Here is a 23,833-nt window from a genome sequence, read left to right on the forward strand (position 1 = left end):
CCGTGCTGCTGGCCATCGACGTCCGTAACACCCACACCGTCGTCGGGCTGATATCCGGTTCCAAAGAGCACGCAAAAGTGGTGCAGCAGTGGCGGATTCGCACCGAGTCGGAGATCACCGCCGACGAGCTGGCGCTGACCATCGACGGTTTGATCGGCGACGACTCGGAGCGGCTCACCGGCGCCGCCGCGCTGTCGACCGTGCCGTCGGTGCTGCACGAGGTGCGCCTCATGCTCGACCAGTACTGGCCGTCGGTGCCGCACGTGCTGATCGAGCCCGGGGTGCGCACCGGCATCCCGCTGCTGGTGGACAACCCCAAGGAAGTGGGCGCCGACCGGATCGTCAACTGCCTGGCCGCTTTTCACCGTTTCCAAAGCCCCGCCATCGTCATCGACTTCGGATCCTCGATCTGCGTGGACGTCGTGTCGGCCAAGGGCGAATTCCTGGGCGGCGCGATCGCGCCCGGACTGCAGGTCTCCTCCGATGCCGCCGCGGCCCGCTCCGCCGCGCTGCGCCGGGTCGAGCTGGCCCGTCCCCGCTCGGTGATCGGCAAGAACACCGTCGAATGCATGCAGGCGGGCGCGGTGTTCGGCTTCGCCGGGCTGGTCGACGGCCTGGTCGGGCGCATCCGCGAGGACGTGCCGGGATTCGGCGGCGACGACGTCGCGATCGTGGCCACCGGGCACACCGCGCCGCTGCTGCTGCCCGAACTGGACACCGTCAGCCACTACGACCAGCACCTGACCCTGCACGGCCTGCGGCTGGTTTTCGAACGCAACCGGGACGCGCAGCGCGGGCGGCTGAAAACGGCCCGGTGACGGCGTCGGCGCGGCCTGGCGGCCGCGTCATTTAAGCTGGCACGTCGTGAGTCCCGCCCCAGACGCCGACATTCCCGAGCAGTACCGGATCCGCCGGGACAAGCGCGCGCGGCTGCTCGCCGAGGGGCACGACCCGTACCCGGTCGCCGTCGAACGCACCCACACGCTGGCGCAGGTGCGCGCCGCCCACCCCGACCTGCCCGTCGACACCGCGACCGACGACGTGGTCGGCGTCGCCGGCCGGGTGATCTTCGCGCGCAACTCCGGCAAGCTGTGCTTCGCCACGCTGCAGGAGGGCGACGGCACCACCCTGCAGGTGATGGTCAGCCTGGACAAGGTGGGCCGCGAAGCCCTGGACGCGTGGAAGGCCGACGTCGACCTGGGCGACATCGTCTCCGTGCACGGCACCCTGATCAGCTCCCGGCGCGGCGAACTGTCCGTGCTCGCCGACTCGTGGCGGATGGCGTCCAAGTCGTTGCGTCCGCTGCCCGTCGCGCACAAGGAGATGAGCGAAGAGGCGCGGGTGCGGCAGCGCTACGTCGACCTGATCGTGCGCCCGCAGGCGCGCACGGTCGCCCGGCAGCGGATCGCGGTGATCCGGGCGATCCGCAACGCCTTGGAACGGCGCGGGTTTCTCGAAGTCGAAACCCCAATGTTGCAGACGCTGGCCGGGGGCGCGGCTGCACGGCCGTTCGTCACCCATTCCAACGCGCTCGACATCGATCTCTACCTGCGGATCGCCCCGGAACTGTTCCTCAAGCGCTGCGTCGTCGGTGGTTTCGATAAGGTTTTCGAACTAAATCGCGTGTTCCGAAACGAAGGTGCGGATTCCACCCATTCTCCGGAATTCTCCATGCTGGAGACCTACCAGGCCTACGGAACGTATGACGATTCGGCGGTGGTGACGCGCGAGCTTATTCAAGAGGTGGCCGACGAGGCCATCGGAACCCGACAACTACCGCTGCCCGACGGCAGCGTCTACGACATAGACGGAGAATGGGCTTCTATAGAAATGTACCCGTCGCTGTCGGCGGCGCTCGGTGAGGAGATCACCCCGCAGACCACGGTGGAAAAGCTGCTCGGCATCGCCGAGCGGCTGGGCGTCGAGATCCCCCGCGACCGCGGCTACGGGCACGGCAAGATCGTCGAGGAGCTGTGGGAGCACACCGTGGGCGACACGCTCACCGCGCCCACGTTCGTGCGGGATTTCCCGGTCGAGACAACGCCTTTGACGCGTCAGCACCGCAGCATCGACGGCGTCACCGAGAAATGGGACCTGTACGTGCGTGGGGTCGAGCTGGCCACCGGCTACTCGGAGTTGACCGATCCCGTGGTGCAGCGCGAGCGGTTCGCCGCCCAGGCGCGTGCGGCGGCCGCCGGCGACGACGAGGCCATGGTGCTCGACGAAGACTTTCTCGCCGCGCTCGAGTATGGGATGCCGCCCTGCACCGGAACGGGAATGGGTATCGACCGGTTGTTGATGACATTGACCGGGCTGTCAATTCGGGAGACAGTTTTGTTCCCCATCGTTCGGCCGCATTCGTAGTTGAAAGTGCAACGCCGCAGAAAGTCCAACCATGCGGCGTCCGTACAGATTGAGTATGCTGCGCTGTTATGGCAGATTGGTGACCGGGGAGGTCGATCCAATCTGCTCAGCAACTGCTCAGGACGAAATGCGAGGGTAAGCCAATGGCAAAAAAAGTGACCGTCACCTTGGTCGATGATTTCGACGGTGCCGGCGCAGCCGACGAAACAGTGGAATTCGGGCTTGACGGGGTGACCTACGAGATTGACCTTTCGTCCAAGAATGCCGCGAAACTTCGTAATGATCTGAAGCAATGGGTGGAAGCCGGCCGTCGCGTCGGCGGCCGCCGGCGCGGGCGCTCGGGCTCGGGACGCGGCCGCGGCGCCATCGACCGCGAGCAGAGCGCGGCGATCCGCGAATGGGCCCGTCGCAACGGGCACAACGTGTCGACCCGCGGCCGCATCCCGGCCGACGTCATCGACGCCTTCCACGCCGCAACCTGACCGTCCTGCAGCCGGCGCCCGGGCGTGCAGTCCGGGCGCCGGTTTGTCGTTTCGCTGGCCGCGAAATGGTCGGCGGGTGGCGCCGGAAACGAATTGGCGCGCCGCGGCGTTTCTTCAGTTACGCGCACAACGCCGCAGGCAGCCGCGGCCGTGATTGCATCGCAACGACGGCGCACGTCCGACTACGAGCAAGGCGGCGCAAGGTTAGGCCCGCCGGCAAGCCGACCATTACAGTGGATGGCAGGTACGCGATTCCGGCCACAAGGGACCGGCAGGGTTGCCAGAAGGGCCGCTAACAGGTTTGTACCGATGGTGAGGGAGAGCAGGTAACCACCGATGTTTGAACGATTTACCGACCGTGCCCGCAGGGTCGTCGTCTTGGCGCAAGAAGAGGCCCGGATGCTCAACCACAACTACATCGGCACCGAGCACATCCTGCTGGGTTTGATCCACGAGGGCGAGGGCGTGGCGGCCAAGTCGCTGGAGTCGCTGGGCATCTCGCTGGAGGGCGTCCGCAGCCAGGTCGAGGAGATCATCGGCCAGGGCCAGCAGGCGCCGTCCGGACACATCCCGTTCACCCCGCGCGCCAAGAAGGTGCTGGAGCTGAGCCTGCGCGAGGCGCTGCAGCTCGGCCACAACTACATCGGCACCGAGCACATCCTGCTGGGCCTGATCCGCGAGGGTGAGGGCGTGGCCGCCCAGGTGCTGGTCAAGCTGGGCGCCGAGCTGACCCGGGTGCGCCAGCAGGTGATCCAGCTGCTCTCCGGCTACCAGGGCAAGGAGGCCGCCGAGGCCGGCACCGGTGGGCGCGGCGGCGAGTCCGGCAGCCCGTCCACGTCGTTGGTGCTCGACCAGTTCGGCCGCAACCTGACCGCCGCCGCGATGGAGGGCAAGCTGGACCCGGTCATCGGCCGCGAGAAGGAAATCGAGCGGGTGATGCAGGTGCTGAGCCGGCGCACCAAGAACAACCCGGTGCTGATCGGCGAGCCCGGCGTCGGCAAGACGGCCGTCGTCGAGGGCCTGGCGCAGGCCATCGTGCACGGCCAGGTGCCCGAGACGCTGAAGGACAAGCAGCTCTACACCCTGGACCTGGGTTCGCTGGTGGCGGGCTCGCGCTACCGCGGTGACTTCGAGGAGCGCCTGAAGAAGGTGCTCAAGGAGATCAACACCCGCGGCGACATCATCCTGTTCATCGACGAGCTGCACACGCTGGTCGGTGCGGGTGCCGCCGAGGGCGCGATCGACGCGGCCAGCATCCTCAAGCCGAAGCTGGCTCGCGGCGAGCTGCAGACCATCGGCGCCACCACGCTCGACGAGTACCGCAAGTACATCGAGAAGGACGCCGCGCTGGAGCGTCGGTTCCAGCCGGTGCAGGTGGGTGAGCCGACGGTGGAGCACACCATCGAGATCCTCAAGGGGCTGCGCGACCGCTACGAGGCGCACCACCGGGTGTCCATCACCGACTCGGCGATGGTGGCGGCCGCGACGCTGGCGGACCGCTACATCAATGACCGCTACCTGCCGGACAAGGCGATCGACCTGATCGATGAGGCGGGGGCGCGGATGCGGATCCGCCGGATGACCGCGCCGCCGGACCTGCGCGAGTTCGACGAGAAGATCGCCGAGGCGCGCCGGGAGAAGGAATCGGCGATAGACGCCCAGGACTTCGAGAAGGCGGCCAGCCTGCGCGACCGGGAGAAGCAGCTCGTCGCGCAGCGCGCCGAGCGCGAAAAGCAGTGGCGCTCCGGCGACCTCGACGTGGTCGCCGAGGTGGACGACGAGCAGATCGCCGAGGTGCTGGGCAACTGGACCGGCATCCCGGTGTTCAAGCTGACCGAGGCCGAGACCACGCGCCTGCTGCGCATGGAGGACGAGCTGCACAAGCGGATCATCGGCCAGGAGGACGCCGTCAAGGCGGTCTCCAAGGCGATCCGCCGCACCCGCGCCGGGTTGAAGGACCCCAAGCGGCCGTCGGGCTCGTTCATCTTCGCCGGCCCGTCCGGTGTCGGTAAGACCGAGCTGTCCAAGGCGCTGGCCAACTTCCTGTTCGGCGACGACGACGCGCTCATCCAGATCGACATGGGCGAGTTCCACGACCGGTTCACCGCCTCGCGGCTGTTCGGCGCCCCGCCGGGATACGTCGGCTACGAGGAGGGCGGCCAGCTCACCGAGAAGGTGCGGCGCAAGCCATTCTCGGTGGTGCTGTTCGACGAGATCGAGAAGGCTCACCAGGAGATCTACAACAGCCTGTTGCAGGTCCTCGAGGACGGCCGGCTCACCGACGGCCAGGGCCGCACGGTCGACTTCAAGAACACCGTGCTGATCTTCACCTCGAACCTCGGCACGTCCGACATCTCCAAGCCGGTCGGCCTGGGCTTCACCCAGGGTGGCGGTGAGAACAACTACGAGCGGATGAAGCAGAAGGTCAACGACGAGCTGAAGAAGCACTTCCGCCCGGAGTTCCTCAACCGCATCGACGACATCATCGTCTTCCACCAGCTGACTCGCGACGAGATCATCCGGATGGTCGACCTGATGATCACCCGGGTCGCCGGCCAGCTCAAGAGCAAGGACATGGACCTGGTGCTCACCGACAAGGCCAAGGCCCTGCTGGCCAAGCGCGGCTTCGACCCGGTGCTGGGTGCCCGCCCGCTGCGGCGCACCATCCAGCGCGAGATCGAGGACCAGCTCTCCGAGAAGATCCTCTTCGAGGAGGTCGGGCCCGGTCAGATCGTCACGGTCGACGTCGACAACTGGGACGGCGAAAGCGCCGGCGAGGACGCGGTGTTCACCTTCACCGGTACCCGCAAGCCGCCGGCCGAGCCGGACCTGGCCAAGGCCGGGGCGCACAGCGCCGACCCGCAGTAGCGCATCAACGGAAACGGGCGGTGGTCTTCCGGGACTGCCGCCCGTTTTCGCTGTGCTCTACACTGACGGCTGTCATCGACGTGCCACGGAATTTGGTGAAACTCCAAAACGGTCGCGCCACTGTCCACAGTCAGACCCGAGGCCCGTCATCCCCCACGGGGACGCGTTAATCCCCGGAAGGAGTCGATTGTGTCCCACCCGCAGCCGACGCGCAGCCGCACCAGGTCGGTCGATCTGTCCGCCGCAGGAACCGCGCTCTCCCTGGCCGCCACCGTCTTTTTCGCGTTGCTGGCGCTCTACCTCGTCGGCGTCGACCAGGGGGCGGTGTCGCTGTTCGGCAGCGACTCGCACGTGCACGAATTCATGCACGACGCCCGGCACCTGCTCGGCTTCCCCTGCCACTAACGGGGGAGCGGCGGCGTGGAAAAACGCCTGATCGGGGCCGGCCTGCTGGCGGGCGCCGTCGGGGCGGTGCTGGCGTTCGTGTTCGCCCGGCTGTGCGCCGAGCCCGTCATCGCCCGCGCCATCGCCTTTGAGGACGGCCGCGCCGACGCGGAGAACGCGCACGGCGTGCACGAGCATGGCGCCGAGTTGTTCAGCCGTGGGGTGCAATCGGGACCCGGCCTGGGGTTCGGGGTGCTGATCTTTGGCCTGGCCATGGGCGCGTTGTTCGCGGTGCTGTTCAGCGTGGTCTATGCGCGCACGGAAAGCATTTCCCCGCAAGCGCTTTCGCTGCTGTTGGCGGCCGGTGCGTTCGGTGCGGTGTACCTGGTGCCGTTCGTGAAGTATCCGCCGAACCCCCCGGCGGTCGGTCAGGCCGACACCATCGGCGCGCGCACCGGCTGGTATCTGGCGCTGGTCGCGGCGTCGACGGCGCTGACGATCGGCGCGGTGTGGCTGGCGCGCCGGCTGGAGGTCCGGCTCGGCCCGTGGAACGCGCGGCTGCTTTCGGCCGCGGCGTATCTGGTGGCGATCGTCGCGGTGGCGGTGCTGGCGCCGTCGGTGGACGAGACGCCGGCGCCGCTGCGCGATGCCGCCGGCTCCATCGTCTATCCGGGGTTCCCCGCCGACGTGCTCTACGAATTCCGGCTGGTGTCGCTGGCCGCGCAGCTGGTGCTGTGGGCGGGCATCGGCCTGGTTTTCGCGGCGGTCAGCGGGCGGCTGCTCGGGGCGCGGGCGCCACGCGTCCCGGCGTGACCGGGGTCGTGCGGCTGACGCTCGTTTCGCATGGCATGACGGATGCCATGGCGGACGGGCGTTTTCCCGCCGACGAGCCGCTGAACGAGCTGGGCCGCCGTCAGGTGCAACCTATCGCCGCCCAACTCGGCGGCGCCGCAAGCTATTTCGTCGCACCCGAGCTGCGCACCCGGCAGACCGCCGGGCTGCTCGGCTTCGACGGGGCGCCCGAACCGCTGCTGGCCGACCTGGATTGCGGGCGGTGGCGCGGGCGGGCGCTGCAGACCGTGGACGAAGCCGACCTGGCGGCGTGGCTGAGCGATCCGGCCGGGGCGCCGCACGGTGGCGAGTCGATCGCCGACCTGATCGAGCGGGCGTCGCGTTGGTTGAATGCGTTGACCGCCAACCCCTTACGCACCGTGGCGGTGACGCATCCGGCGGTGATCCGGGCGGCGCTGCTGGCGGCGCTGGACGCCGACCCGGCGTCGTTTTGGCGCGTCGATGTCGCACCGGCGGCCTGCGTCGTCATGCATCACCGGGGCGGTCGGTGGACGCTGCGGTTGTGAATCGTTACGCCGCCCGCGCTGCGGGACCATGCGGCTTCTCGCAACGGCGATAGCGCCGACGCTATCCGGGTGAGACACCACGACCCGACCCATCGGGACGGCGTACGCCAAACTTGACACATGTCAAGTTTGGCGGCAGGATGGTCGTCCACGAGCGCAACCAACAGCGTGTCGCTCAGGTAGGAGGTCTGTTATGGCCAACCGCTACCTGCAGGGTCCATTCGCCCCGATGCATCACGAGTACACGCTGACCGGTTTGGAGGTCGTCGGGACGATCCCGGATTACCTGGATGGGCGGTATCTGCGCAACGGTGCCAACCCAATCGGAGACGTCGATCCTGAGCGTTATCACTGGTTCCTGGGCGACGGCATGGTGCACGGCATCCGAATCCGTGACGGCAAGGCCGAGTGGTACCGCAACCGTTGGGTGCGCAGCCCAGCCACCTCGAAAGCCCTCGGCCAGCCCGCACCGCCGGGTCACTTCGGCTTTTTTCCAATCGGCGCCAATACCAACGTAATCGGGCATGCCGGCAAGACACTCGCATTGATCGAAGGCGGCATCGCCAACTATGAACTCACCGAGGAATTGGACACCGTCGGCGTGTGCGACTTCGCCGGAACGCTCACCGGCGGGTACGCAGCGCACCCCCATCGTGACCCCGAGACGGGTGAGCTGCATGCGGTTTCGTACAACCCCTATCGCGGCAACAGGGTGCAGTATTCGGTGATCGACGTCGAGGGTCGAGCGCGACGGACCGTCAACGTCACCGTTGGCGGCAGCCCGATGATGCATGACTTTTCCCTGACTGAACGCTATGTCGTGTTCTACGACCTGCCGGTCACCTTCGATGCGGCGGTGGGCGCGGCCATGACGGCGCCGCGCGGGCTTCGGCCGATCGCCCGGCTGATGCTGTCGGCGCTGATCGGCCGGGTCGCCATTCCCGATCCCATCGCCGCGCGGCTGCCGGCGGCGACCACGGACCGGCGAATGCCCTACTCGTGGAACCCGAACTACCCGGCCCGTGTCGGCGTGATGCCACGCGACGGTGAAGATGCTGATGTGCGCTGGTTCGACGTCGAACCGTGCTACGTATTCCATCCGATGAATGCCTACGAAGAGGATGGCACCATCGTGCTCGACGTAGTGCGAAACCCCAAGATGTTCGACCGGGACCGCACCGGTCCCAATGAGGGGCCACCCACGTTGGACCGTTGGGTGATCGATCTGGCGGCCGGGAAGGTGCGCGAATCCCGCATTGATGATCGGGGCCAGGAGTTTCCGCGCATCGACGAGCGCCTGGTTGGAAAGCGGCATCGTTACGGCTACACGCCGACGGTGCTGGAGGGCATCGAAGGCGGGGACTGCTTGCTCAAGCACGATCTTATTGGCGGGAGCACCCAGTCGCGCTGCCTGGGCCCGCAAAAAGCATTGGGCGAGTTCGTGTTTCATCCTTCATCGCCGACCGCCGCGGAAGACGAGGGCGTGCTGATGGGCTATGTGTACGACCGGGCCACCAATCGCAGCGAGTTGGCGATCCTCGATGCTCAAACCCTTGAGGACGTTGCCAGCATCAAGCTGCCGCATCGAGTTCCCGCCGGTTTCCACGGCAACTGGGTGCCCAGCAGCAACTAGCGGCCGCCGCGACTAGCGCGGCGCGATCAGCGCGAAGGCCTGTTTGGCCACCTGCAGCATCCAGCCCGTCGCGGTCGGGCCGTGATCGCGCGGCCAGTTCAGCTGGAAGCTGACCACCCACGGCTGGTGTGTCTTGTCGACCGCGTACCAGCTGAACGTCAAATCCCCCGGCAGCCCACCGGCTTTCGCGCCGATGTAGGGCCACACCGCCGGGTCCAGCTGGATGCCCGACACCGCGGACAGGATGTCGCGCACCGGTGCGGCCTTGCCCACCGCGTCGGCCTGCAGCGCCGCGTGCACCCGGCAGATGTCCTGCGCGTTGCCGTACCACTCCGCGCCGTAGGAGGACGCCGGCGAGTGGGCGCGCATCGGATCCGGGTCGTACGGCGTCGAATTCGCCTGCGCCAGCAGCCGGGCGCGAACCTGCGGGGATCCGTGCTCCCACTGGCTGCGCAGATCGGGTCGGCCCCAGCCGACCGAGAACAGCTCGTACATGGTGGGGAACGGAGTCATGCTGGACGGGTCGTGATGGCCGGCCGTGGCCAGCGCCTCCTCGATGGCGTGCGTGCCCAGCTTGTCGATCAGCAGGTCGGTCGCCATGTTGTCGCTGGTGGCGATCATCTTCTCGGCGGCGGTGCGCACCGAGACCTGCGCCCCGGCGGGCAGCGCCAGACCCGACGAACCCACGGCCCGGCTCTTGTCGGTGACGGTCAGCTGGTCGTCCCAGGACACCCTTCCGGCGGTGACGGCGCCGGCCAGGGCGTGCAGCACGTAGAGCTTGAAAATCGATGCCAGCGGCAGGGATTCGCCGGTGTTGGTGCCCGCCACCGGTTCGCAGCGGCCCTGCGGGTAGACCTTGGCGGCCTGATACGAGTAGCGCGCGCCGGTCTTGCTCAACACCGCATCGACGTCATGCCACGAGTTGACCGTGGGCGCCCGGGTGTCCAGGTCGAAGCGGTCCACCCAGCCGCCGTCGTCGGTGTGGATCCGGATGTCTTGGCGGGCACCGTAGGACGACGTCAGGTGCAGGGTGGCCACGCTGGCCCCGATGTCGACACCGTTGAGGGTGAACGGGCGATCCCACCACAGCGCCTCCAGCGTGGTCTGCACCGACTCCACCTTGTCGGCGGCGGCCAGGGTGCGAACGCCGACCGGACCGATGGGCCAGTCCGAATTCAGCATGTCCAACGTCTGCTGGGCCCGGATGCCGGGCGGCGTCCGGGTGTCGATCTGGCGTCCCGGATTGGCCGCGTTCGCCTGCGGGGAGGGGGAGGAGGCGCACCCGGGCGCCAAGGTCGCCACCAGTGCGGCGGCAGCGCTCAGCACCAGTGCGCGGCGCCAGGCGAACAGCCCGCTAGCCAGCCTGCTTGTTTGCGGCAACGTCCAGCACAACCTCGAATTCCAGCAGAGACGCCCCGGTCGCCACCGGGTTGGCCCGATGGCCGGCGTGCGCTTCGATGGCGGGACCCTTCGCCCACGCCTGGAACGCCTCGTCGGACTCCCAGTGTGTCACCACGAAGTAGCGGTCCTCGCCCTGGACCGGACGCAGCAACTGGAAGCCGAGGAAGCCGGGCTGATTCTCCACCGCATGGGCGCGGTGGGCGAACCGCTTCTCCAGTTCCGGGCCCGCGTCGGCGGGCACTTCGATTGCGTTGATCTTCACCACTGGCGGCATGCCGCTAGGCTACCCCGGCCCCCGCCCGGGACAACCGGCGCGGTGCACGCAAGATGGTGGCATGCCCAGCACGGTGTTGACTCGCCACGGCGGCCACGGCGAGCCCCTGGTGCTGGTGCACGGCCTGATGGGCCGGGGCAGCACCTGGACGCGCCAGCTGCCGTGGCTGACCCGGCTGGGCACCGTCTACAGCTACGACGCGCCGTGGCACCGCGGCCGCGACGTCGAGGACCCGCACCCGATCAGCACCGAACGCTTCGTGGCCGACCTGGCCGACGCGGTGGGCACCCTGGATGCGCCGGCCCGGATGGTCGGGCATTCGATGGGCGCCCTGCACTCGTGGTGCCTGGCCGCGCAGCATCCCAAGCTGGTGTCGGCCCTGGTGGTCGAGGACATGGCCCCGGACTTCCGCGGCCGCACCACCGGCCCGTGGGAGCCGTGGCTGCACGCCCTGCCGGTCGAATTCGATTCCGCCGAACAGGTATTCGCCGAATTCGGGCCGGTCGCCGGGCAGTACTTCCTGGAGGCGTTCGACCGCACCGAAACGGGTTGGCGGCTGCACGGCCACACCTCGCGATGGATCGAGATCGCCGCGGAATGGGGCACCCGGGACTACTGGGCGCAGTGGCGCGCGGTGCGCGTCCCGGCGCTGCTGATCGAGGCCGGCAATTCGGTCACCCCGCCCGGCCAGATGCTCGAGATGGCCGAAAGGGCCGTCGCCGCAACCTATTTGCACGTCCCACAGGCCGGGCACCTGGTCCACGACGAGGCGCCGGAGGCGTACCGGCAGGCCGTCGAGTCATTCCTCGCCGGCTAGGGCGAACCGGCCGTCGGCCGTCTGCGTCACCAGGCCGTCGGCCAGCAGCGAATACAGCGCCCGGTCCCGCTGCGCTGTGTCGGTCAGCCAGGCCACATCCAGCTCGGCCCGGGTGACCGGAGAATCGTTGCCGCGCAACACATCCATGAGGCGTCCGCGCACCTGCCGGTCGGTTCCGGCGTAGGTCTGAACCCGCCGCGCCGGCCCGGTCGGCGGGGGATGACCGGCCTCGCGCCAGGCGCACCGGCGCAGCGGGCACAACCCGCAGCGCGGGGCGCGGGCGGTGCACACCGTGGCCCCCAGCTCCATCAGCGCGACCGAGAACTCCGGCGCGCTGCCGTCGCCCGGCAGCAGCGCCGCCACGTCGGCGTGGTCGCGGCCGGCGGACGGCGCTCCGGCGTCGGCCTGGCCGTGCACCGCGCGGGCCACCACCCGGCGCACGTTGGTGTCCACCACCGGCACCGGGCGTCGGTAGGCGAAGCAGGCGACGGCGCGGGCGGTGTAGCCGCCGACCCCCGGCAGCGTCAGCAGGGTGTCGACGTCGCGGGGAACCACGTCACCGTGATCGCGCGCGATCACGGTGGCGCACTCGTGTAATCGCTTGGCGCGCCGCGGATATCCCAGCTTGCCCCAGGCACGCAGCACGTCGGCGGCGCTGGCCGCCGCGGTGGCCGACGGGGTGGGCCAGCGCCGCACCCAGTCCGGCCAGATCGGCAGCACCCGCGACACCGGCGTCTGCTGCAGCATGAACTCGCTGACCAGGATCTGCCATGCGCTGACGCCGGGGGCGCGCCACGGCAGATCGCGGCGCGCAACCCGATACCACTCGAGAAGATCGGTAACCGATATGAGTGGGCTGTCGACGGCCGGCGGCTGCGGCATGATGTCAGCCATGCCTAACACCAGTCCGGTAACCGCGTGGAAGTCACTCAAAGAGGGTAACGAGCGATTCGTCGCCGGGAAGCCGCAGCATCCGAGCCAAAGCGTCGAGCATCGCGCCAGCCTGGCCGCCGGGCAGAGCCCCACCGCGGTGGTGTTCGGCTGCTCGGACAGCCGGGTCGCCGCCGAGCTGATCTTCGATCAGGGCCTGGGCGACATGTTCGTGGTGCGCACCGCGGGCCAGGCCATCGACACCGCGGTCCTGGGTTCCATCGAATTCGCGGTGAGCGTGCTCAACGTGCCGCTGATCGTGGTGTTGGGCCATGACAGCTGCGGCGCGGTCAAGGCCGCCCTGGGCGCCATCGAGGAGGGCGCCATCCCCGGCGGTTTCGTCCGCGACGTGGTGGAGCGGGTGGCGCCGTCGATCCTGATGGGCCGCCGCGAGGGCCTGAGCCGCGTCGACGAGTTCGAGGAGCGGCACGTCCGCGAAACCGTGGCCCAGCTGGTGTCGCGGTCCACGACCATCGCCGAGCGGATCGGCGACGGCACGGTCGCGGTGGCCGGCGTCACCTACCACCTGGCCGACGGGCGGGCGGCCCTGTGCGACCACGTGGGCGACATCGGCGAATAACGGGCGAGCGGCCCGCCGATCCCGCCCGAGCGGCCGGGTCGGCGGGCCACCCTTACACCGGGGTCAGCCAGCAAACCTCGCGACACGCCGGGGCGGGTCAGCCGAATCGGCGTGACCTGGGCCTACGCTGCGAACGTGCTCGATCTGGAACCGCGTGGCCCGCTACCCACCGAGATCTACTGGCGGCGCAGAGGCCTGGCCGTGGGCATCGCGGTCGTCGTGATGGGGGTCGTGGCCGCCGCGGTCATCGCCTTCATGGGACACAGCGCGGGAGCCAAGCCCGCCAACGCCGACAAGCCGAACTCCGCGCAGAGCAAGCCGGGATCACCGGCGCCGCAGGCGCCGCCGCCCCCCGGCCCGGAGGGCCCCGCCCCGGCGGTGCCGCCGGCGCAGGGCCAGAACCCCGAGACGCCCACACCCACCGCCGCCGTGCAGCCGCCGCCGGTGCTCAAGGAGGGCGACGACTGCCCCGACTCGACGCTGGCGGTCAAGGGGCTGACCAACGCGCCGCAATACTTCATCGGTGACCAGCCGAAGTTCACCATGGTCGTCACCAACATCGGGCTGGTGGCCTGCAAGCGCGACGTGGGCGCCGCGGTGCTGGCAGCCTACGTCTACTCGCTGGACAACAAGCGGCTGTGGTCGAACCTGGACTGCGCGCCGTCCAACGAGACGCTGATCAAGACCTTCACCCCGGGCGAGCAGGTAACCACCGCGGTGACCTGGACGGGCATGGGCTCGGCGCCGCACTGCCCGCTGCCGCGGCCGGCGATCGGGCCCGGCACCTACAACCTCGTCGTGCAGCTGGGCAATCTGCGCTCGCAGCCGGTTCCGTTCATCATGAACCAGCCGCCACCGCCGCCCGGCCCGGTGCCCGGACCCGGTCAGCCCGGGGCGGTGCCGCAGCCCGAGGCGCCGCCGGTGCCCCAGCCGCCGGCCGGCTGAAGCACCGGCGACTCAGCTCAACGCGACTCAGCTCAGCGAGTCGGTGATCGTCGACTCCGCCAGCTGCGAAAGTCCTTCTCGCACATGGCGGGCCCACATCGCGCCGATGCCGTCGATCGACTGCAGGTCGCTGGCGCTGGCCGCCAGCACGTTCTGCAGCGTCCCGAATGACCGGACCAACAGGTCGGCGTGAGCGAACTGCAGCCGGGGAATCCCGGCCAGCGCCCGGTAGCCGCGCGGGCTGACCGCCGAGTCCTGCGCCTCCGTCGTTGTCGGGTAGCCGAAAACCTTTGCCAGCGCGGTGAAATCGAGCAGCTCGGTGTCCGAGAGCGCATCCAGCTCGTCGAGGGTGGCGGTCATCTGGGCCTCGGACAGCGGCTCGGGGCTGGCGTGGTAGTCACGCACGATCAACTCGCGGGCGTTGTCGTTGCCGCCCAGCAGCTCGTCGAGCTGCAGCCGCAGCTGCCGGCCGTCGGTGCCGAGCTCGACCACGTCGTTGTCGATCACCTGGCCGATCCGCCGCACCAGCTCCAGGCGCTGCACCACGGTCAGGACGTCGCGCAGCGTGACGAAGTCCTCGATCTCGGCGCGCGACAGCTGCCTGCTGACCTCGTCCAGCCGGATCTTGTACCGCTCCAGGGTGGCGATGGCCTGATTGGCCCGCGACAGAATGGTCGCCGAATCCGCCACCACGTGCCGCTCCCCGCCCACGTAGACGGTCACGATGTTCATCGAATGGCTCACCGAGATCACCGGATAGCCGGTCTGGATCGCGGCCCGCTCCGCCGAGCGGTGCCGGGTCCCCGACTCGTCGGTGGCGATCGAGGGGTCGGGGACCAGCTGCACGTTGGCCCGCACGATGCGGCTGCCGTCGGTGGACAGCACCACGGCGCCGTCCATCTTCGCCAGCTCGCGCAGCCGGGTCGGCGCGTAGCGCACATCCAGCGCGAAGCCGCCGTCGCAGATGGCCTCGACGTTTTCGTCGTTGCCGAGCACGATCAGCGCGCCGGTGCGGCCGCGCAGGATGCGCTCCAGGCCGTCACGCAGCCCGGTGCCCGGGGCCAGCCGGGCGACGGTCTCACGCAGCGTCGGACGAGTCACAGCGTGTCATTCTGCGGCCCCAGTGCACGATGCGTCCAGCCTTTGCGGGGCTCGGCGATGTCGACCATGTGCTGCAGGGCCGCACCGATGGTCGGGGCCCGTAGCGCCCGCATCCCGCTGGGCACGATCTCGCGCCGCGGGTCGTCGCCGTCCGGAATCAGCGCGATGGAAAACCCCTGCCGGGCGGCCTCGCTCAGCCGCCGCGCCATGCCGCTGACCCGCCGCAGGTCCCCGGCCAGCCCCACCTCGCCGATCATCACCGCCGTCGTCGGCAGCGGCAGCTCGGACAGCGCCGACGCCAGCGCGATCGCGACGGCCAGATCCGACGACGGGTCGGTCAGCCGCATGCCGCCGACCGTGGACAGGTAGATGTCGTTGACCGCGACCGGCAGCTTTCCGTGCTTTTCCAGCACCGCGGTGATCATCGCGGCCCGGGAGTGGTCGATGCCGCTGACCGCACGGCGCGGGGAGCCGCCCGACGGGCTGGCCAGCAACGCCTGCACCTCGCCGATCAGCGGCCGTTTGCCGTCCAGCGTCACCGTGATCGCGGTGCCCGGCACCGGGGCCGAGCGCTGATCCAGAAACAGGTTCGACGGGTCGGTGACGCCGGCGATCCCGTTGTCGTGCAACAGAAAACACCCGACCTCGTCGGCGGCGCCGAACCGGTTCTTGATGCCGCGGACCATCCGCAGCGAGCCGTTGCGGTCGCCCTCGAAGTGCAGCACCACGTCGACCAGGTGCTCGAGCGACCGCGGCCCGGCGATGGCGCCGTCCTTGGTGACGTGCCCGACCAGGATCAGCGCCACCCCGTTGGCCTTGGCCGCGGCGGTCAGCGCCGCCGTCACCGCCCGCACCTGCGTGACCCCGCCGGCGACGCCGTCGGCCTCGGTGGTGGACATGGTCTGCACCGAATCCACGATCACCAGCGCGGGCTTGACCGTGGCGACGTGCTCGAGCACCGTGTGCAGGTCGGATTCCGCAGCCAGATACACCTGGTCCCCGCCGCAGCCGATGCGGTCGGCCCGCAGCCGGATCTGGCCGGCCGACTCCTCACCGGAGATGTACAGCGCGCGCCGGCCGGACTGCGCCCAGCGGTGCGCGACCTCGAGCAGCAGCGTCGACTTGCCCACGCCCGGATCGCCGGCCAGCAGCGTGACCGAACCGGGCACCACGCCGCCGCCGAGCACCCGGTCGAGCTCGTCCACACCGGTCGAGCGGTGCCGGCTGGCGTCGGGCTTGATGGAGGTGATCGGCACGGCCTGCGACGCGGCCGTCAGGCGCGGGCGACGGCCGGCCACCGCGCTGAGCGCGGGAACCTCGTCGACGGTGCCCCAGGTGCCGCATTCCAGGCAGCGGCCGACCCACTTCGCCGTCACGTGCCGGCATTCCGAGCAGCGGTATTGGGAGCGTGCGGTTGCCACGTGATGACGGTAGCGAGCGGCTACGACAAGACCGCGCCGCGACAGGCGGTCAGCCGGCGTGATCCGGCTGCGGCGCCACCCCGGCCGAGATCGGGACCAGCACGCTGGCCTGCCCGGCCTTCTCGAACGAGAAGGTGAAGTTGTAGGTCAGGCCGTTGGTGATCGGCTTGGCCAGCGTGACCGTCGCCTTGGCCGCGGTGTTGGAGCCGATCGGGCCGGGCGCCACCTTCTGGCCCTCCGGCGTACCGATGAACAACATCCCGCCGGCCGGCAGCCGGGTGTCGCCGCTCAGCGTCACCGTGCCGATGTCGGTGGTGATGCCCACCAGCTTGTCCGGGGTGTTCGGGGACTGGTTGACGGCCACCGCCACCAGTTCCACCGCCCGGCCCGGCTGCAGGAAGTCGCCGGTCTGCACGGCCTGGATCCGGATGTCGCGCAACGCCACGTTGTTGAAGGTGACCTTGTTGCCGTTGATGGCGGGTTCCTGCACCGCCATCTGCGAGACCTGACCGGCCCCGCAACCGCTGAGCAGGACGGCCGGCACGGCCACCGCCCCGGCGAGGGCGACCCGGACGGCGCGCGCGGGAAGGCCGAGGCGGATCTTGAAGCGGTTCACTCTCTCGAGCCTCCTGCTGAGCCGTGCGACTGAATGCAACTATGCACAGTAGTAGGAACGTCTTCGGCGCGGTAGCGCGGGGCGCCAGACCAGCGCGGGAGCGCTCGCACAGGCCGCTTCCGGGGCCGACGGCGGGCATTGGTAATGTGCTGCACTGCACGACTTGCTCCTCATGTCAACCCCTAATCTGCGCGTGTTGTGCCCCTGACCTGCATCGTTGCTTCGCGCGTGGTTAGGCGGACGTGTTAGGATGAAGTAACGAAAGGGGCTCGAATCAGATGATCTTCAAGGTCGGCGACACCGTTGTGTACCCACATCACGGTGCTGCGTTAGTCGAGGCGATCGAAACCCGGACGATCAAAGGGGAACAAAAAGAGTATCTCGTCTTGAAGGTGGCGCAGGGCGACCTGACCGTTCGAGTTCCCGCCGAGAACGCCGAATACGTCGGCGTGCGCGACGTCGTCGGACAAGAAGGCCTCGACAAGGTATTCCAGGTGCTGCGCGCCCCGCACACCGAGGAGCCGACCAACTGGTCGCGCCGCTACAAGGCCAACCTGGAGAAGCTCGCCTCCGGTGACGTCAACAAGGTCGCCGAGGTGGTGCGCGACCTGTGGCGCCGCGACCAGGAGCGCGGCCTGTCGGCCGGCGAGAAGCGCATGCTGGCCAAGGCCCGCCAGATCCTGGTCGGTGAACTGGCGCTGGCCGAGAGCACCGACGACGCCAAGGCCGAGACCATCCTCGACGAGGTTCTGGCCGCCGCTTCCTGAAGGTCCTGACACTTCATTGGTCCCGGAGACGGGGTTGGCCCCGGAGACGGGCAGCTCAGGCGCCGTAGCCGCCGTCGTCCCGGCTGCCGGGTCGGGGGAGCGACTGGCAGCGGGAATTCCCAAGGCATTCTGTGAGATCGACGGTGCCAGCATGCTGGCCCGCGCCGTCGCCGGTCTGCTGGACTCCAAGGTGGTCGACCACGTGGTGGTGGCGGTGCCCGCCGACCGCGTCGACGAGGCCAAACGACTGCTGGCCGCGCAGGCCACCGTCGTCGCCGGCGGAGCCGACCGCACCGCATCCGTGCGCCTGGCCCTGGCCGCCGTGCCCGGCAACCCCGCGTTCGTGCTGGTGCACGACGCCGCCCGCGCCCTGACGCCGCCGGCGCTGATCGCCCGGGTGGTGCAGGCGCTGCACGACGGTCACCGCGCCGTGGTGCCGGCGCTGCCGCTGCACGACACCGTCAAGGCCGTCGACGCCAACGGGGTGGTGCTCGGCACGCCGGAACGCGACGGGCTGCGGGCGGTGCAGACACCGCAGGGTTTCGCCACCGACCTGCTGCTGCGCGCCTACGCCGCCGGGGCCGGCACGGCGGGTTTCACCGACGATGCGTCGCTGGTCGAGCACGTCGGCGGCCAGGTCCAGGTGGTCGACGGCGACCCGCTGGCCTTCAAGATCACCACCCAGCTCGATCTGCTGCTGGCCGAGACCATCGTGCGCCGGTGAACACCACCCCGCGGATCGGCCTGGGCGTCGACGTGCACCCGATCCAGCCCGGGCGGCCGTGCCGGCTGCTGGGCCTGCTTTTCGACGACGCCGACGGCTGCGCCGGCCACTCCGACGGCGACGTGGGCGCGCACGCGCTGTGCGACGCCGTGTTGTCGGCGGCGGGACTGGGCGACGTGGGTGCGGTGTTCGGCGTCGACGATCCGCGCTGGGCGGGTGTCAGCGGCGCCGACATGCTGCGCCACGTCGCCGATCTGACGGCGCGCCACGGCTTTCGGGTGGGCAACGCCGCCGTCCAGGTGATCGGGAACCGGCCCAAGGTCGGGCCGCGCCGCGCCGAGGCGCAGCGGGTGCTGTCGGAGCTGCTGGGGGCGCCGGTGTCGGTGGCGGCGACGACGACCGACGGGCTCGGGCTGACCGGGCGCGGTGAGGGCCTGGCCGCCATCGCCACCGCGCTGGTGGTCCCCACCGGCTGAGCCCGCGCGGCGCGGACGCCGCGGAACCACCCGGTAAGCTGGCACGTCGTGACCGATCGCCCCCGCTTGCGGCTACACGACACGGCAGCCGGTGCTGTGCGTGATTTCGTGCCGCTGCGCGACGGCCACGTCTCCATCTACCTCTGCGGCGCCACCGTGCAGGGCCTGCCGCACATCGGCCACGTCCGCAGCGGGGTGGCCTTCGACATCCTGCGCCGCTGGCTGATCGCCCTCGGCTACGACGTCGCCTTCATCCGCAACGTCACCGACATCGACGACAAGATCCTCAACAAGGCCGCCGCGGCGGGCCGGCCGTGGTGGGAGTGGGCGGCCACCTACGAACGCGCGTTCAGCGCCGCCTACGACGCCCTGGACGTGTTGCCGCCGTCGGCCGAGCCGCGCGCCACCGGGCACATCACCCAGATGGTCGAATTGATCGAGCGGCTGATCGAAAAGGGCCACGCCTACACCGGCGACGGCGACGTCTACTTCGACGTGCTGAGCTACCCCGAGTACGGGCAGCTGTCCGGGCACAGGATCGACGACGTCCACCAGGGCGAGGGCGTGGCCAGCGGCAAGCGCGACCAACGCGACTTCACGCTGTGGAAGGGCGCCAAGCCCGGCGAGCCGTCCTGGCCCACGCCGTGGGGCCGCGGGCGCCCCGGCTGGCACACCGAATGCGTGGCCATGGCCCACGAGTACCTCGGCCCCGAATTCGACATCCATTGCGGCGGAATGGATTTGGTGTTCCCCCACCACGAGAACGAGATCGCCCAGAGCCGCGCGGCCGGGGACGGGTTCGCCCGCTACTGGCTGCACAACGGCTGGGTGACCATGGGCGGGGAGAAGATGAGCAAGTCGCTGGGCAACGTGTTGGCCATCCCGGCGATGCTGCAGCGGGTGCGGCCCGCCGAGCTGCGCTACTACCTGGGCAGCGCGCACTACCGGTCGATGCTGGAGTTCTCCGACACCGCGCTGCAGGACGCCGTGAAAGCCTATGTGGGAGTTGAGGAATTCCTGCACCGGGTGCGGGTGCGGGTCGGCGCGGTGGAGCCGGGCGAGCCCACCCCGCGGTTCGCCGACGCGCTCAACGACGACCTGGCGGTGCCGGCCGCGCTGGCCGAGGTGCACCAGGCCCGCGCCGAAGGCAACCGCGCCCTGGACAGCGGCGATCACGAGGGCGCGCTGCGGCAGGCCCGCTCCATCCGCGCGATGATGGGCATCCTGGGCTGCGACCCGCTGCACGAACGCTGGGAGACCCGCGACGAGTCATCGGCGGCCCTGGCCGCCGTCGACGTGCTGGTGCGCGCGGAGCTGCAGAATCGGGAGAAGGCGCGCGAGCAGCGCAACTGGGCGCTCGCCGACGAGATCCGAAACCGGCTCAAGCAGGCCGGCATCGAGGTCACCGACACCGCCGACGGGCCGCAGTGGACGTTGGGCGGAGACGGCAAGTAGATGGCGGGCAACTCGCGACGCCGCGGCGCGGTACGCAAAGCCGGCACCAAGAAGGGCCCGACCGTGGGTTCGGGGGGCCAGCGCCGCCGCGGGCTGGAGGGCCGCGGTCCCACGCCGCCCGCGCACCTGCGGCCCAACCACCCCGCCGCCAAGCGCGCCCAATCGCCGCCCCGCCGCCCCGCCAAGCGCACCGAGGAGACCGAGACGGTGCTGGGCCGCAACCCGGTGCTGGAATGCCTGCGCGCCGGCGTCCCGGCGACCGCGCTGTATGTGGCGCTGGGCACCGAGGCCGACGAACGGCTCACCGAATCCGTCTCTCGCGCAGCCGATTCGGGCATCTCGATCCTCGAGGTGCCGCGCGCCGACCTGGACCGGATGACCGGCAACCACCTGCATCAGGGCATCGCGTTGCAGGTGCCGCCGTATATCTACGCCCACCCCGACGACCTGCTCGAGGCCGCGGCCGGTTCGCCGCCGGCACTGCTGGTCGCGCTGGACAACATCTCCGACCCGCGCAACCTGGGCGCCATCGTCCGGTCGGTCGCCGCGTTCGGCGGCCACGGTGTGCTGATCCCGCAGCGGCGGTCGGCGTCGGTGACGGCGGTGGCCTGGCGCACCAGCGCCGGGGCCGCCGCCCGCATCCCGGTCGCGCGGGCCACCAATCTCACCCGCACACTGCAGGATTGGGCCGACCGCGGGCTGCGGGTGATCGGGCTGGACGCCGGCGGGGACACCACGCTCGACGACCTGGACGGCAGCGACCCGCTGGTGGTCGTCGTGGGCTCGGAAGGCAAGGGGCTGTCCCGGCTGGTGCGGCAGAACTGTGACGAGGTGGTGTCCATCCCGATGGCCGGCAGCGCCGAATCGCTGAACGCCTCGGTGGCCGCGGGGGTGGTGCTGGCCGAGATCTCCAGGCAGCGCAGGGGTTGAGTTCCCTGGGCTCGCGGTGGGCGGTGGCGGCGGCGGTGGCGCTGCTGATGGCGGTGCTGCTGTCGGCGGCGCCGGTGTATGGGCAGCCGGCGACCTTTGATCTGCAGGCCCATCGCGGCGGCCGCGGCGAGACGACGGAGGAGTCGCTGCGCGCCTTCGCCAAGGCGATCCAAACCGGCGTCAGCACACTGGAACTCGACATCGTCGTGACCCGCGACGGCCAACCGCTGGTGTGGCACGACCCGACGATCCAGGCCGACAAATGCAGCGACACCGGCCCGGCGTTCCCCGGCGACCCGGGCTACCCGTATGTCGGCAAGCTGGTGCACCAGCTCACCGTCGCGCAGATCCACACCCTGGACTGCGGGCACCGGCTGAAAGAGTTCCCGGACGCGGAAGTGGTGCGCGGCAACAAGATCGCGACCCTTCCTGAGGTCTTCGCGGTGGCCGACTCGCACCGCGCCGACGCGATCCGCTACAACATCGAAACCAAGGTGGAGCCCGACGACACCGGCGCGTCGGCGCCGCCCCAGGAGTTCGTCGACGTGATCCTGGCCGCGGTCAGGTCGGCGGACAAGCTCGCGCGGGTGGAGATCCAGAGCTTCGACTGGCGCACCCTGCCGCTGGTACGGCGGGCCGAGCCGTCCATCCCGCTGGTGGCCCTGTACGACGAGCGGGCCGCCGGTGACCCGGTGCTCGGGGCGCGGGCGGCCGGTGCCGACATCGTCTCCCCGGACTACCGGCTGGTCACCGGCAAACCGTACGTCGACCGCGCGCATGCGTTGGGGCTCAAGGTCATTCCGTGGACCGTCGACGACGCCGAGAACATGCGGCGCCAGATCGACTACGGAGTCGACGGGCTCATCACCGACTTCCCGACGTTGGCGCGCGGGGTGCTGGCCGAACTCGGCGTGCCGCTGCCGCCGGCCGTGCCGGGGTGATCGGCGCCGCGGGCGCGCGCGGCGCGCCACATGATGCTCGGCCGCAACAGCCGGGTCGCGGGGTCGACGAGCGAGGTGACCCTGATGAACTGGTTCAGCGCGACCGTGTCGGTTTCGGCCGCGGTGAGCACCCGATCGACGTACTTGTTGAACGCCCGGGCTATCAGCGGCGGGGTGCCCTCGATTTCGGGCAGGGCGAGGTCGGGGTTGGTGGACAGCTGCCAGGCCTGCCGGATCGGCGCCGCCGCGGCGCGGAAGAATCGGCGCGCCAGATCCGTTGTGCCGCTTGACAAGCAGTCGCGCAGCGCCAGTGCCTCCAACGCGGCCACCGACATGCCCTGGCCGTAGATCGGGTTGAAGCTGCAGATCGCGTCGCCGGTGACCAGCAGGCCGTCCGGGAAACGCCGCAGCTTGTCGTAGCGGCGCCAGCGGCTGCACGGCATCCGGTGCCGCACCGGCTCCCCGACGGGTTCGGCGCCGCGCACCGCGGCGAGCAGGTGCGCCGGTGCGCAGTCGGCGATGAAATCGCACAGGGTGGCGAGGTCCAGCGTCGCGGGCTCCTCGCCGCCGACCCCCATCACGGTGAGCAGCCAGGTGTCGTGCTCGCAGTGCAGCAGCCCGCAGCCGCGCGGCCTGCCCGGCACGATCCCGATCAGCAAGCCGAGTTCGCGCGGCGCCTCGCCCGTCATGCGCAACGCCTGGCTGGCGTAGGTGAGCTGCACGGTGACGCGGTCCTCGCGCGGGCGGTCATACCCCAGGCTGTCCAGCCAGGTGGGCGTGTGGGCGGCGCGCCCGGTGGCGTCGACCACCAAATCGGCGGGCATCGCGGTGGTTTCGCCGGTCCGGCCGTCGGCCACCCACGCCCCCACCACGCGCCGGCGGTCGGCGGTCGAGACGAGACGCGTGACGCAGTGCTCGTCGCGCAGGGTGACGTTGGGAATGCCGCGCAGCCGCCCGCGGACGTGGTCCTCGAGGAACGGCCGGGTCGCGCTGTAGGCGGTCAGTCCGGGGGCGGCGCCGCTGCGCGTCATCAGATGCCCGCCGATGTTGTAGTAGAGCTGCGAGAGGTCCTGGCCGTCGAAGTACTGGGCGCCGTCGCGGACCATCTGGTCGAGAACACCCGGGAACAACTCCTCGATCGCCTGGGCGCCGCGGCACAATAGGGCGTGCAGATGCCGGCCCTGCGGCACACCCCGCCGAGCGCCGTGGGCGTCGGGCAGCGGGTCGCGCTCCACCACGGTGACCCGGTCGAAGAAGTCGGCCAGCGAGCGCCCGGCCAGCAAACCGCCCATGCTCGCCCCCAACACCACCGCGTGCTCACCCACCTTGGTCGTCATGTCGCCGCCTTTCCGAGCTGTTAGCTGAC

The 23,833-nt window shown here is 69.9% G+C and carries 24 protein-coding genes; 17 read left to right on the forward strand and 7 right to left on the reverse strand.

Going from position 1 to position 23,833, the window contains the following annotated elements; genetic code table 11:
* Positions 1-2: 2 nt before the first annotated feature.
* From MAA44156_RS02340 to MAA44156_RS02375, 8 genes are all read left to right on the forward strand, one after another.
* Positions 3-818: a type III pantothenate kinase gene (locus MAA44156_RS02340; protein WP_003875614.1), complete on the forward strand. Its 816-nt coding sequence runs from the start codon at positions 3-5 to the stop codon at positions 816-818.
* A 46-nt stretch (positions 819-864) separates the two neighbouring features.
* Entirely contained in the window at positions 865-2,364 is a 1,500-nt protein-coding gene (gene lysS, locus MAA44156_RS02345) for a lysine--tRNA ligase (RefSeq protein WP_009974742.1), read from the forward strand.
* Positions 2,365-2,507: 143 nt separating this feature from the next.
* Entirely contained in the window at positions 2,508-2,846 is a 339-nt protein-coding gene (lsr2, locus tag MAA44156_RS02350) for a histone-like nucleoid-structuring protein Lsr2 (protein WP_003875617.1), read from the forward strand.
* Positions 2,847-3,182: 336 nt separating this feature from the next.
* Positions 3,183-5,714: an ATP-dependent protease ATP-binding subunit ClpC gene (gene clpC1, locus MAA44156_RS02355; protein ID WP_019684762.1), complete on the forward strand. Its 2,532-nt coding sequence runs from the start codon at positions 3,183-3,185 to the stop codon at positions 5,712-5,714.
* A gap of 189 nt (positions 5,715-5,903) precedes the next feature.
* Complete coding sequence (locus tag MAA44156_RS02360; protein ID WP_009974746.1) at positions 5,904-6,119, forward strand: CbtB domain-containing protein; 216 nt, start codon at positions 5,904-5,906, stop codon at positions 6,117-6,119.
* A 15-nt stretch (positions 6,120-6,134) separates the two neighbouring features.
* On the forward strand, positions 6,135-6,911 hold the full coding sequence (locus MAA44156_RS02365; RefSeq protein ID WP_009974747.1) for a CbtA family protein: 777 nt from the start codon (positions 6,135-6,137) through the stop codon (positions 6,909-6,911).
* Positions 6,908-7,456 (forward strand): histidine phosphatase family protein, encoded by a 549-nt coding sequence (locus MAA44156_RS02370; protein ID WP_009974748.1) that lies wholly within the window; start codon positions 6,908-6,910, stop codon positions 7,454-7,456. Before MAA44156_RS02365 ends, MAA44156_RS02370 begins: the two co-directional genes overlap by 4 nt.
* 193 nt (positions 7,457-7,649) lie before the next feature.
* Positions 7,650-9,089, forward strand: a complete 1,440-nt coding sequence (locus MAA44156_RS02375; RefSeq protein ID WP_009974749.1) for a carotenoid oxygenase family protein — start codon at positions 7,650-7,652, stop codon at positions 9,087-9,089.
* Between the two features lie 12 nt (positions 9,090-9,101).
* On the opposite strand, the gene MAA44156_RS02380 is transcribed toward MAA44156_RS02375, so the two are convergent.
* Together MAA44156_RS02380 and mhuD are read right to left on the reverse strand one after the other, a co-directional pair.
* Positions 9,102-10,469 carry a serine hydrolase gene (locus MAA44156_RS02380; protein ID WP_024637102.1) on the reverse strand — a complete coding sequence of 456 codons (1,368 nt, stop codon included), beginning with the start codon at positions 10,467-10,469 and terminating at the stop codon, positions 9,102-9,104.
* Positions 10,444-10,764 (reverse strand): mycobilin-forming heme oxygenase MhuD, encoded by a 321-nt coding sequence (gene mhuD / locus MAA44156_RS02385; RefSeq protein WP_003875625.1) that lies wholly within the window; start codon positions 10,762-10,764, stop codon positions 10,444-10,446. The genes MAA44156_RS02380 and mhuD overlap by 26 nt, the downstream gene beginning before the upstream one ends.
* A 61-nt stretch (positions 10,765-10,825) precedes the next feature.
* On the opposite strand from mhuD, the gene MAA44156_RS02390 reads away from it, so the two are divergent.
* Positions 10,826-11,581 (forward strand): alpha/beta fold hydrolase, encoded by a 756-nt coding sequence (locus tag MAA44156_RS02390; protein ID WP_009974751.1) that lies wholly within the window; start codon positions 10,826-10,828, stop codon positions 11,579-11,581.
* Here MAA44156_RS02390 and MAA44156_RS02395 read toward each other — a convergent pair.
* Entirely contained in the window at positions 11,564-12,475 is a 912-nt protein-coding gene (locus MAA44156_RS02395; RefSeq protein ID WP_065370970.1) for an HhH-GPD family protein, read from the reverse strand. The genes MAA44156_RS02390 and MAA44156_RS02395 overlap by 18 nt on opposite strands.
* Here MAA44156_RS02395 and MAA44156_RS02400 point away from each other — a divergent pair.
* Positions 12,474-13,091 (forward strand): carbonic anhydrase, encoded by a 618-nt coding sequence (locus MAA44156_RS02400; RefSeq protein ID WP_003877107.1) that lies wholly within the window; start codon positions 12,474-12,476, stop codon positions 13,089-13,091. The two genes, MAA44156_RS02395 and MAA44156_RS02400, sit on opposite strands and share 2 nt — an antisense overlap.
* 135 nt (positions 13,092-13,226) lie before the next feature.
* Positions 13,227-14,036 (forward strand): hypothetical protein, encoded by an 810-nt coding sequence (locus MAA44156_RS02405; protein WP_085988237.1) that lies wholly within the window; start codon positions 13,227-13,229, stop codon positions 14,034-14,036.
* Between the two features lie 27 nt (positions 14,037-14,063).
* On the opposite strand, the gene disA is transcribed toward MAA44156_RS02405, so the two are convergent.
* From disA to MAA44156_RS02420, 3 genes are read right to left on the reverse strand one after another with little or no spacing between them, the layout of a single operon-like run.
* Positions 14,064-15,137, reverse strand: coding sequence for a DNA integrity scanning diadenylate cyclase DisA (gene disA, locus MAA44156_RS02410; protein ID WP_009974755.1), 1,074 nt, complete (start codon positions 15,135-15,137; stop codon positions 14,064-14,066).
* Positions 15,134-16,558 carry a DNA repair protein RadA gene (gene radA, locus MAA44156_RS02415; RefSeq protein WP_023861940.1) on the reverse strand — a complete coding sequence of 475 codons (1,425 nt, stop codon included), beginning with the start codon at positions 16,556-16,558 and terminating at the stop codon, positions 15,134-15,136. The genes disA and radA overlap by 4 nt, the downstream gene beginning before the upstream one ends.
* A gap of 49 nt (positions 16,559-16,607) precedes the next feature.
* Positions 16,608-17,174, reverse strand: a complete 567-nt coding sequence (locus MAA44156_RS02420; protein WP_009974757.1) for a copper chaperone PCu(A)C domain-containing protein — start codon at positions 17,172-17,174, stop codon at positions 16,608-16,610.
* A gap of 278 nt (positions 17,175-17,452) precedes the next feature.
* Here MAA44156_RS02420 and carD point away from each other — a divergent pair, with 278 nt between their 5' ends.
* The 6 genes from carD to MAA44156_RS02450 are packed head-to-tail and all read left to right on the forward strand — an operon-like array spanning position 17,453 to position 22,467.
* Positions 17,453-17,941, forward strand: coding sequence for an RNA polymerase-binding transcription factor CarD (gene carD / locus MAA44156_RS02425; RefSeq protein WP_003419482.1), 489 nt, complete (start codon positions 17,453-17,455; stop codon positions 17,939-17,941).
* Between the two features lie 34 nt (positions 17,942-17,975).
* On the forward strand, positions 17,976-18,665 hold the full coding sequence (ispD, locus tag MAA44156_RS02430; RefSeq protein ID WP_029248365.1) for a 2-C-methyl-D-erythritol 4-phosphate cytidylyltransferase: 690 nt from the start codon (positions 17,976-17,978) through the stop codon (positions 18,663-18,665).
* On the forward strand, positions 18,662-19,141 hold the full coding sequence (gene ispF, locus MAA44156_RS02435; RefSeq protein ID WP_003875634.1) for a 2-C-methyl-D-erythritol 2,4-cyclodiphosphate synthase: 480 nt from the start codon (positions 18,662-18,664) through the stop codon (positions 19,139-19,141). Before ispD ends, ispF begins: the two co-directional genes overlap by 4 nt.
* 48 nt (positions 19,142-19,189) lie before the next feature.
* Complete coding sequence (gene cysS, locus MAA44156_RS02440) at positions 19,190-20,596, forward strand: cysteine--tRNA ligase (RefSeq protein ID WP_009974759.1); 1,407 nt, start codon at positions 19,190-19,192, stop codon at positions 20,594-20,596.
* A complete protein-coding gene (gene rlmB / locus MAA44156_RS02445) occupies positions 20,597-21,526 on the forward strand; it encodes a 23S rRNA (guanosine(2251)-2'-O)-methyltransferase RlmB (RefSeq protein ID WP_009974760.1) in 930 nt (309 codons plus the stop codon). It begins immediately after the preceding gene.
* 35 nt (positions 21,527-21,561) lie between these two features.
* Positions 21,562-22,467, forward strand: coding sequence for a glycerophosphodiester phosphodiesterase (locus tag MAA44156_RS02450; RefSeq protein WP_024637591.1), 906 nt, complete (start codon positions 21,562-21,564; stop codon positions 22,465-22,467).
* Here MAA44156_RS02450 and MAA44156_RS02455 read toward each other — a convergent pair.
* On the reverse strand, positions 22,371-23,804 hold the full coding sequence (locus tag MAA44156_RS02455) for an FAD-dependent oxidoreductase (protein WP_009974762.1): 1,434 nt from the start codon (positions 23,802-23,804) through the stop codon (positions 22,371-22,373). The two genes, MAA44156_RS02450 and MAA44156_RS02455, sit on opposite strands and share 97 nt — an antisense overlap.
* Positions 23,805-23,833: the final 29 nt, after the last annotated feature.

Origin of the sequence: Mycobacterium avium subsp. avium, assembly GCF_009741445.1 — a bacterium.
GTDB lineage: Bacteria > Actinomycetota > Actinomycetes > Mycobacteriales > Mycobacteriaceae > Mycobacterium > Mycobacterium avium.

Excerpts from the sequence above, each read along its gene's own strand:
- rlmB (WP_009974760.1), top strand. The coding sequence starts at position 20,597 with ATGGCGGGCAACTCGCGACGCCGCGGCGCGGTACGCAAAGCCGGCACC.
- MAA44156_RS02395 (WP_065370970.1), bottom strand. The coding sequence starts at position 12,475 with ATGGCTGACATCATGCCGCAGCCGCCGGCCGTCGACAGCCCACTCATA.
- MAA44156_RS02375 (WP_009974749.1), top strand. The coding sequence starts at position 7,650 with ATGGCCAACCGCTACCTGCAGGGTCCATTCGCCCCGATGCATCACGAG.
- carD (WP_003419482.1), top strand. The coding sequence starts at position 17,453 with ATGATCTTCAAGGTCGGCGACACCGTTGTGTACCCACATCACGGTGCT.
- MAA44156_RS02455 (WP_009974762.1), bottom strand. The coding sequence starts at position 23,804 with ATGACGACCAAGGTGGGTGAGCACGCGGTGGTGTTGGGGGCGAGCATG.
- lsr2 (WP_003875617.1), top strand. The coding sequence starts at position 2,508 with ATGGCAAAAAAAGTGACCGTCACCTTGGTCGATGATTTCGACGGTGCC.
- clpC1 (WP_019684762.1), top strand. The coding sequence starts at position 3,183 with ATGTTTGAACGATTTACCGACCGTGCCCGCAGGGTCGTCGTCTTGGCG.
- mhuD (WP_003875625.1), bottom strand. The coding sequence starts at position 10,764 with ATGCCGCCAGTGGTGAAGATCAACGCAATCGAAGTGCCCGCCGACGCG.
- MAA44156_RS02390 (WP_009974751.1), top strand. The coding sequence starts at position 10,826 with ATGCCCAGCACGGTGTTGACTCGCCACGGCGGCCACGGCGAGCCCCTG.
- MAA44156_RS02400 (WP_003877107.1), top strand. The coding sequence starts at position 12,474 with ATGCCTAACACCAGTCCGGTAACCGCGTGGAAGTCACTCAAAGAGGGT.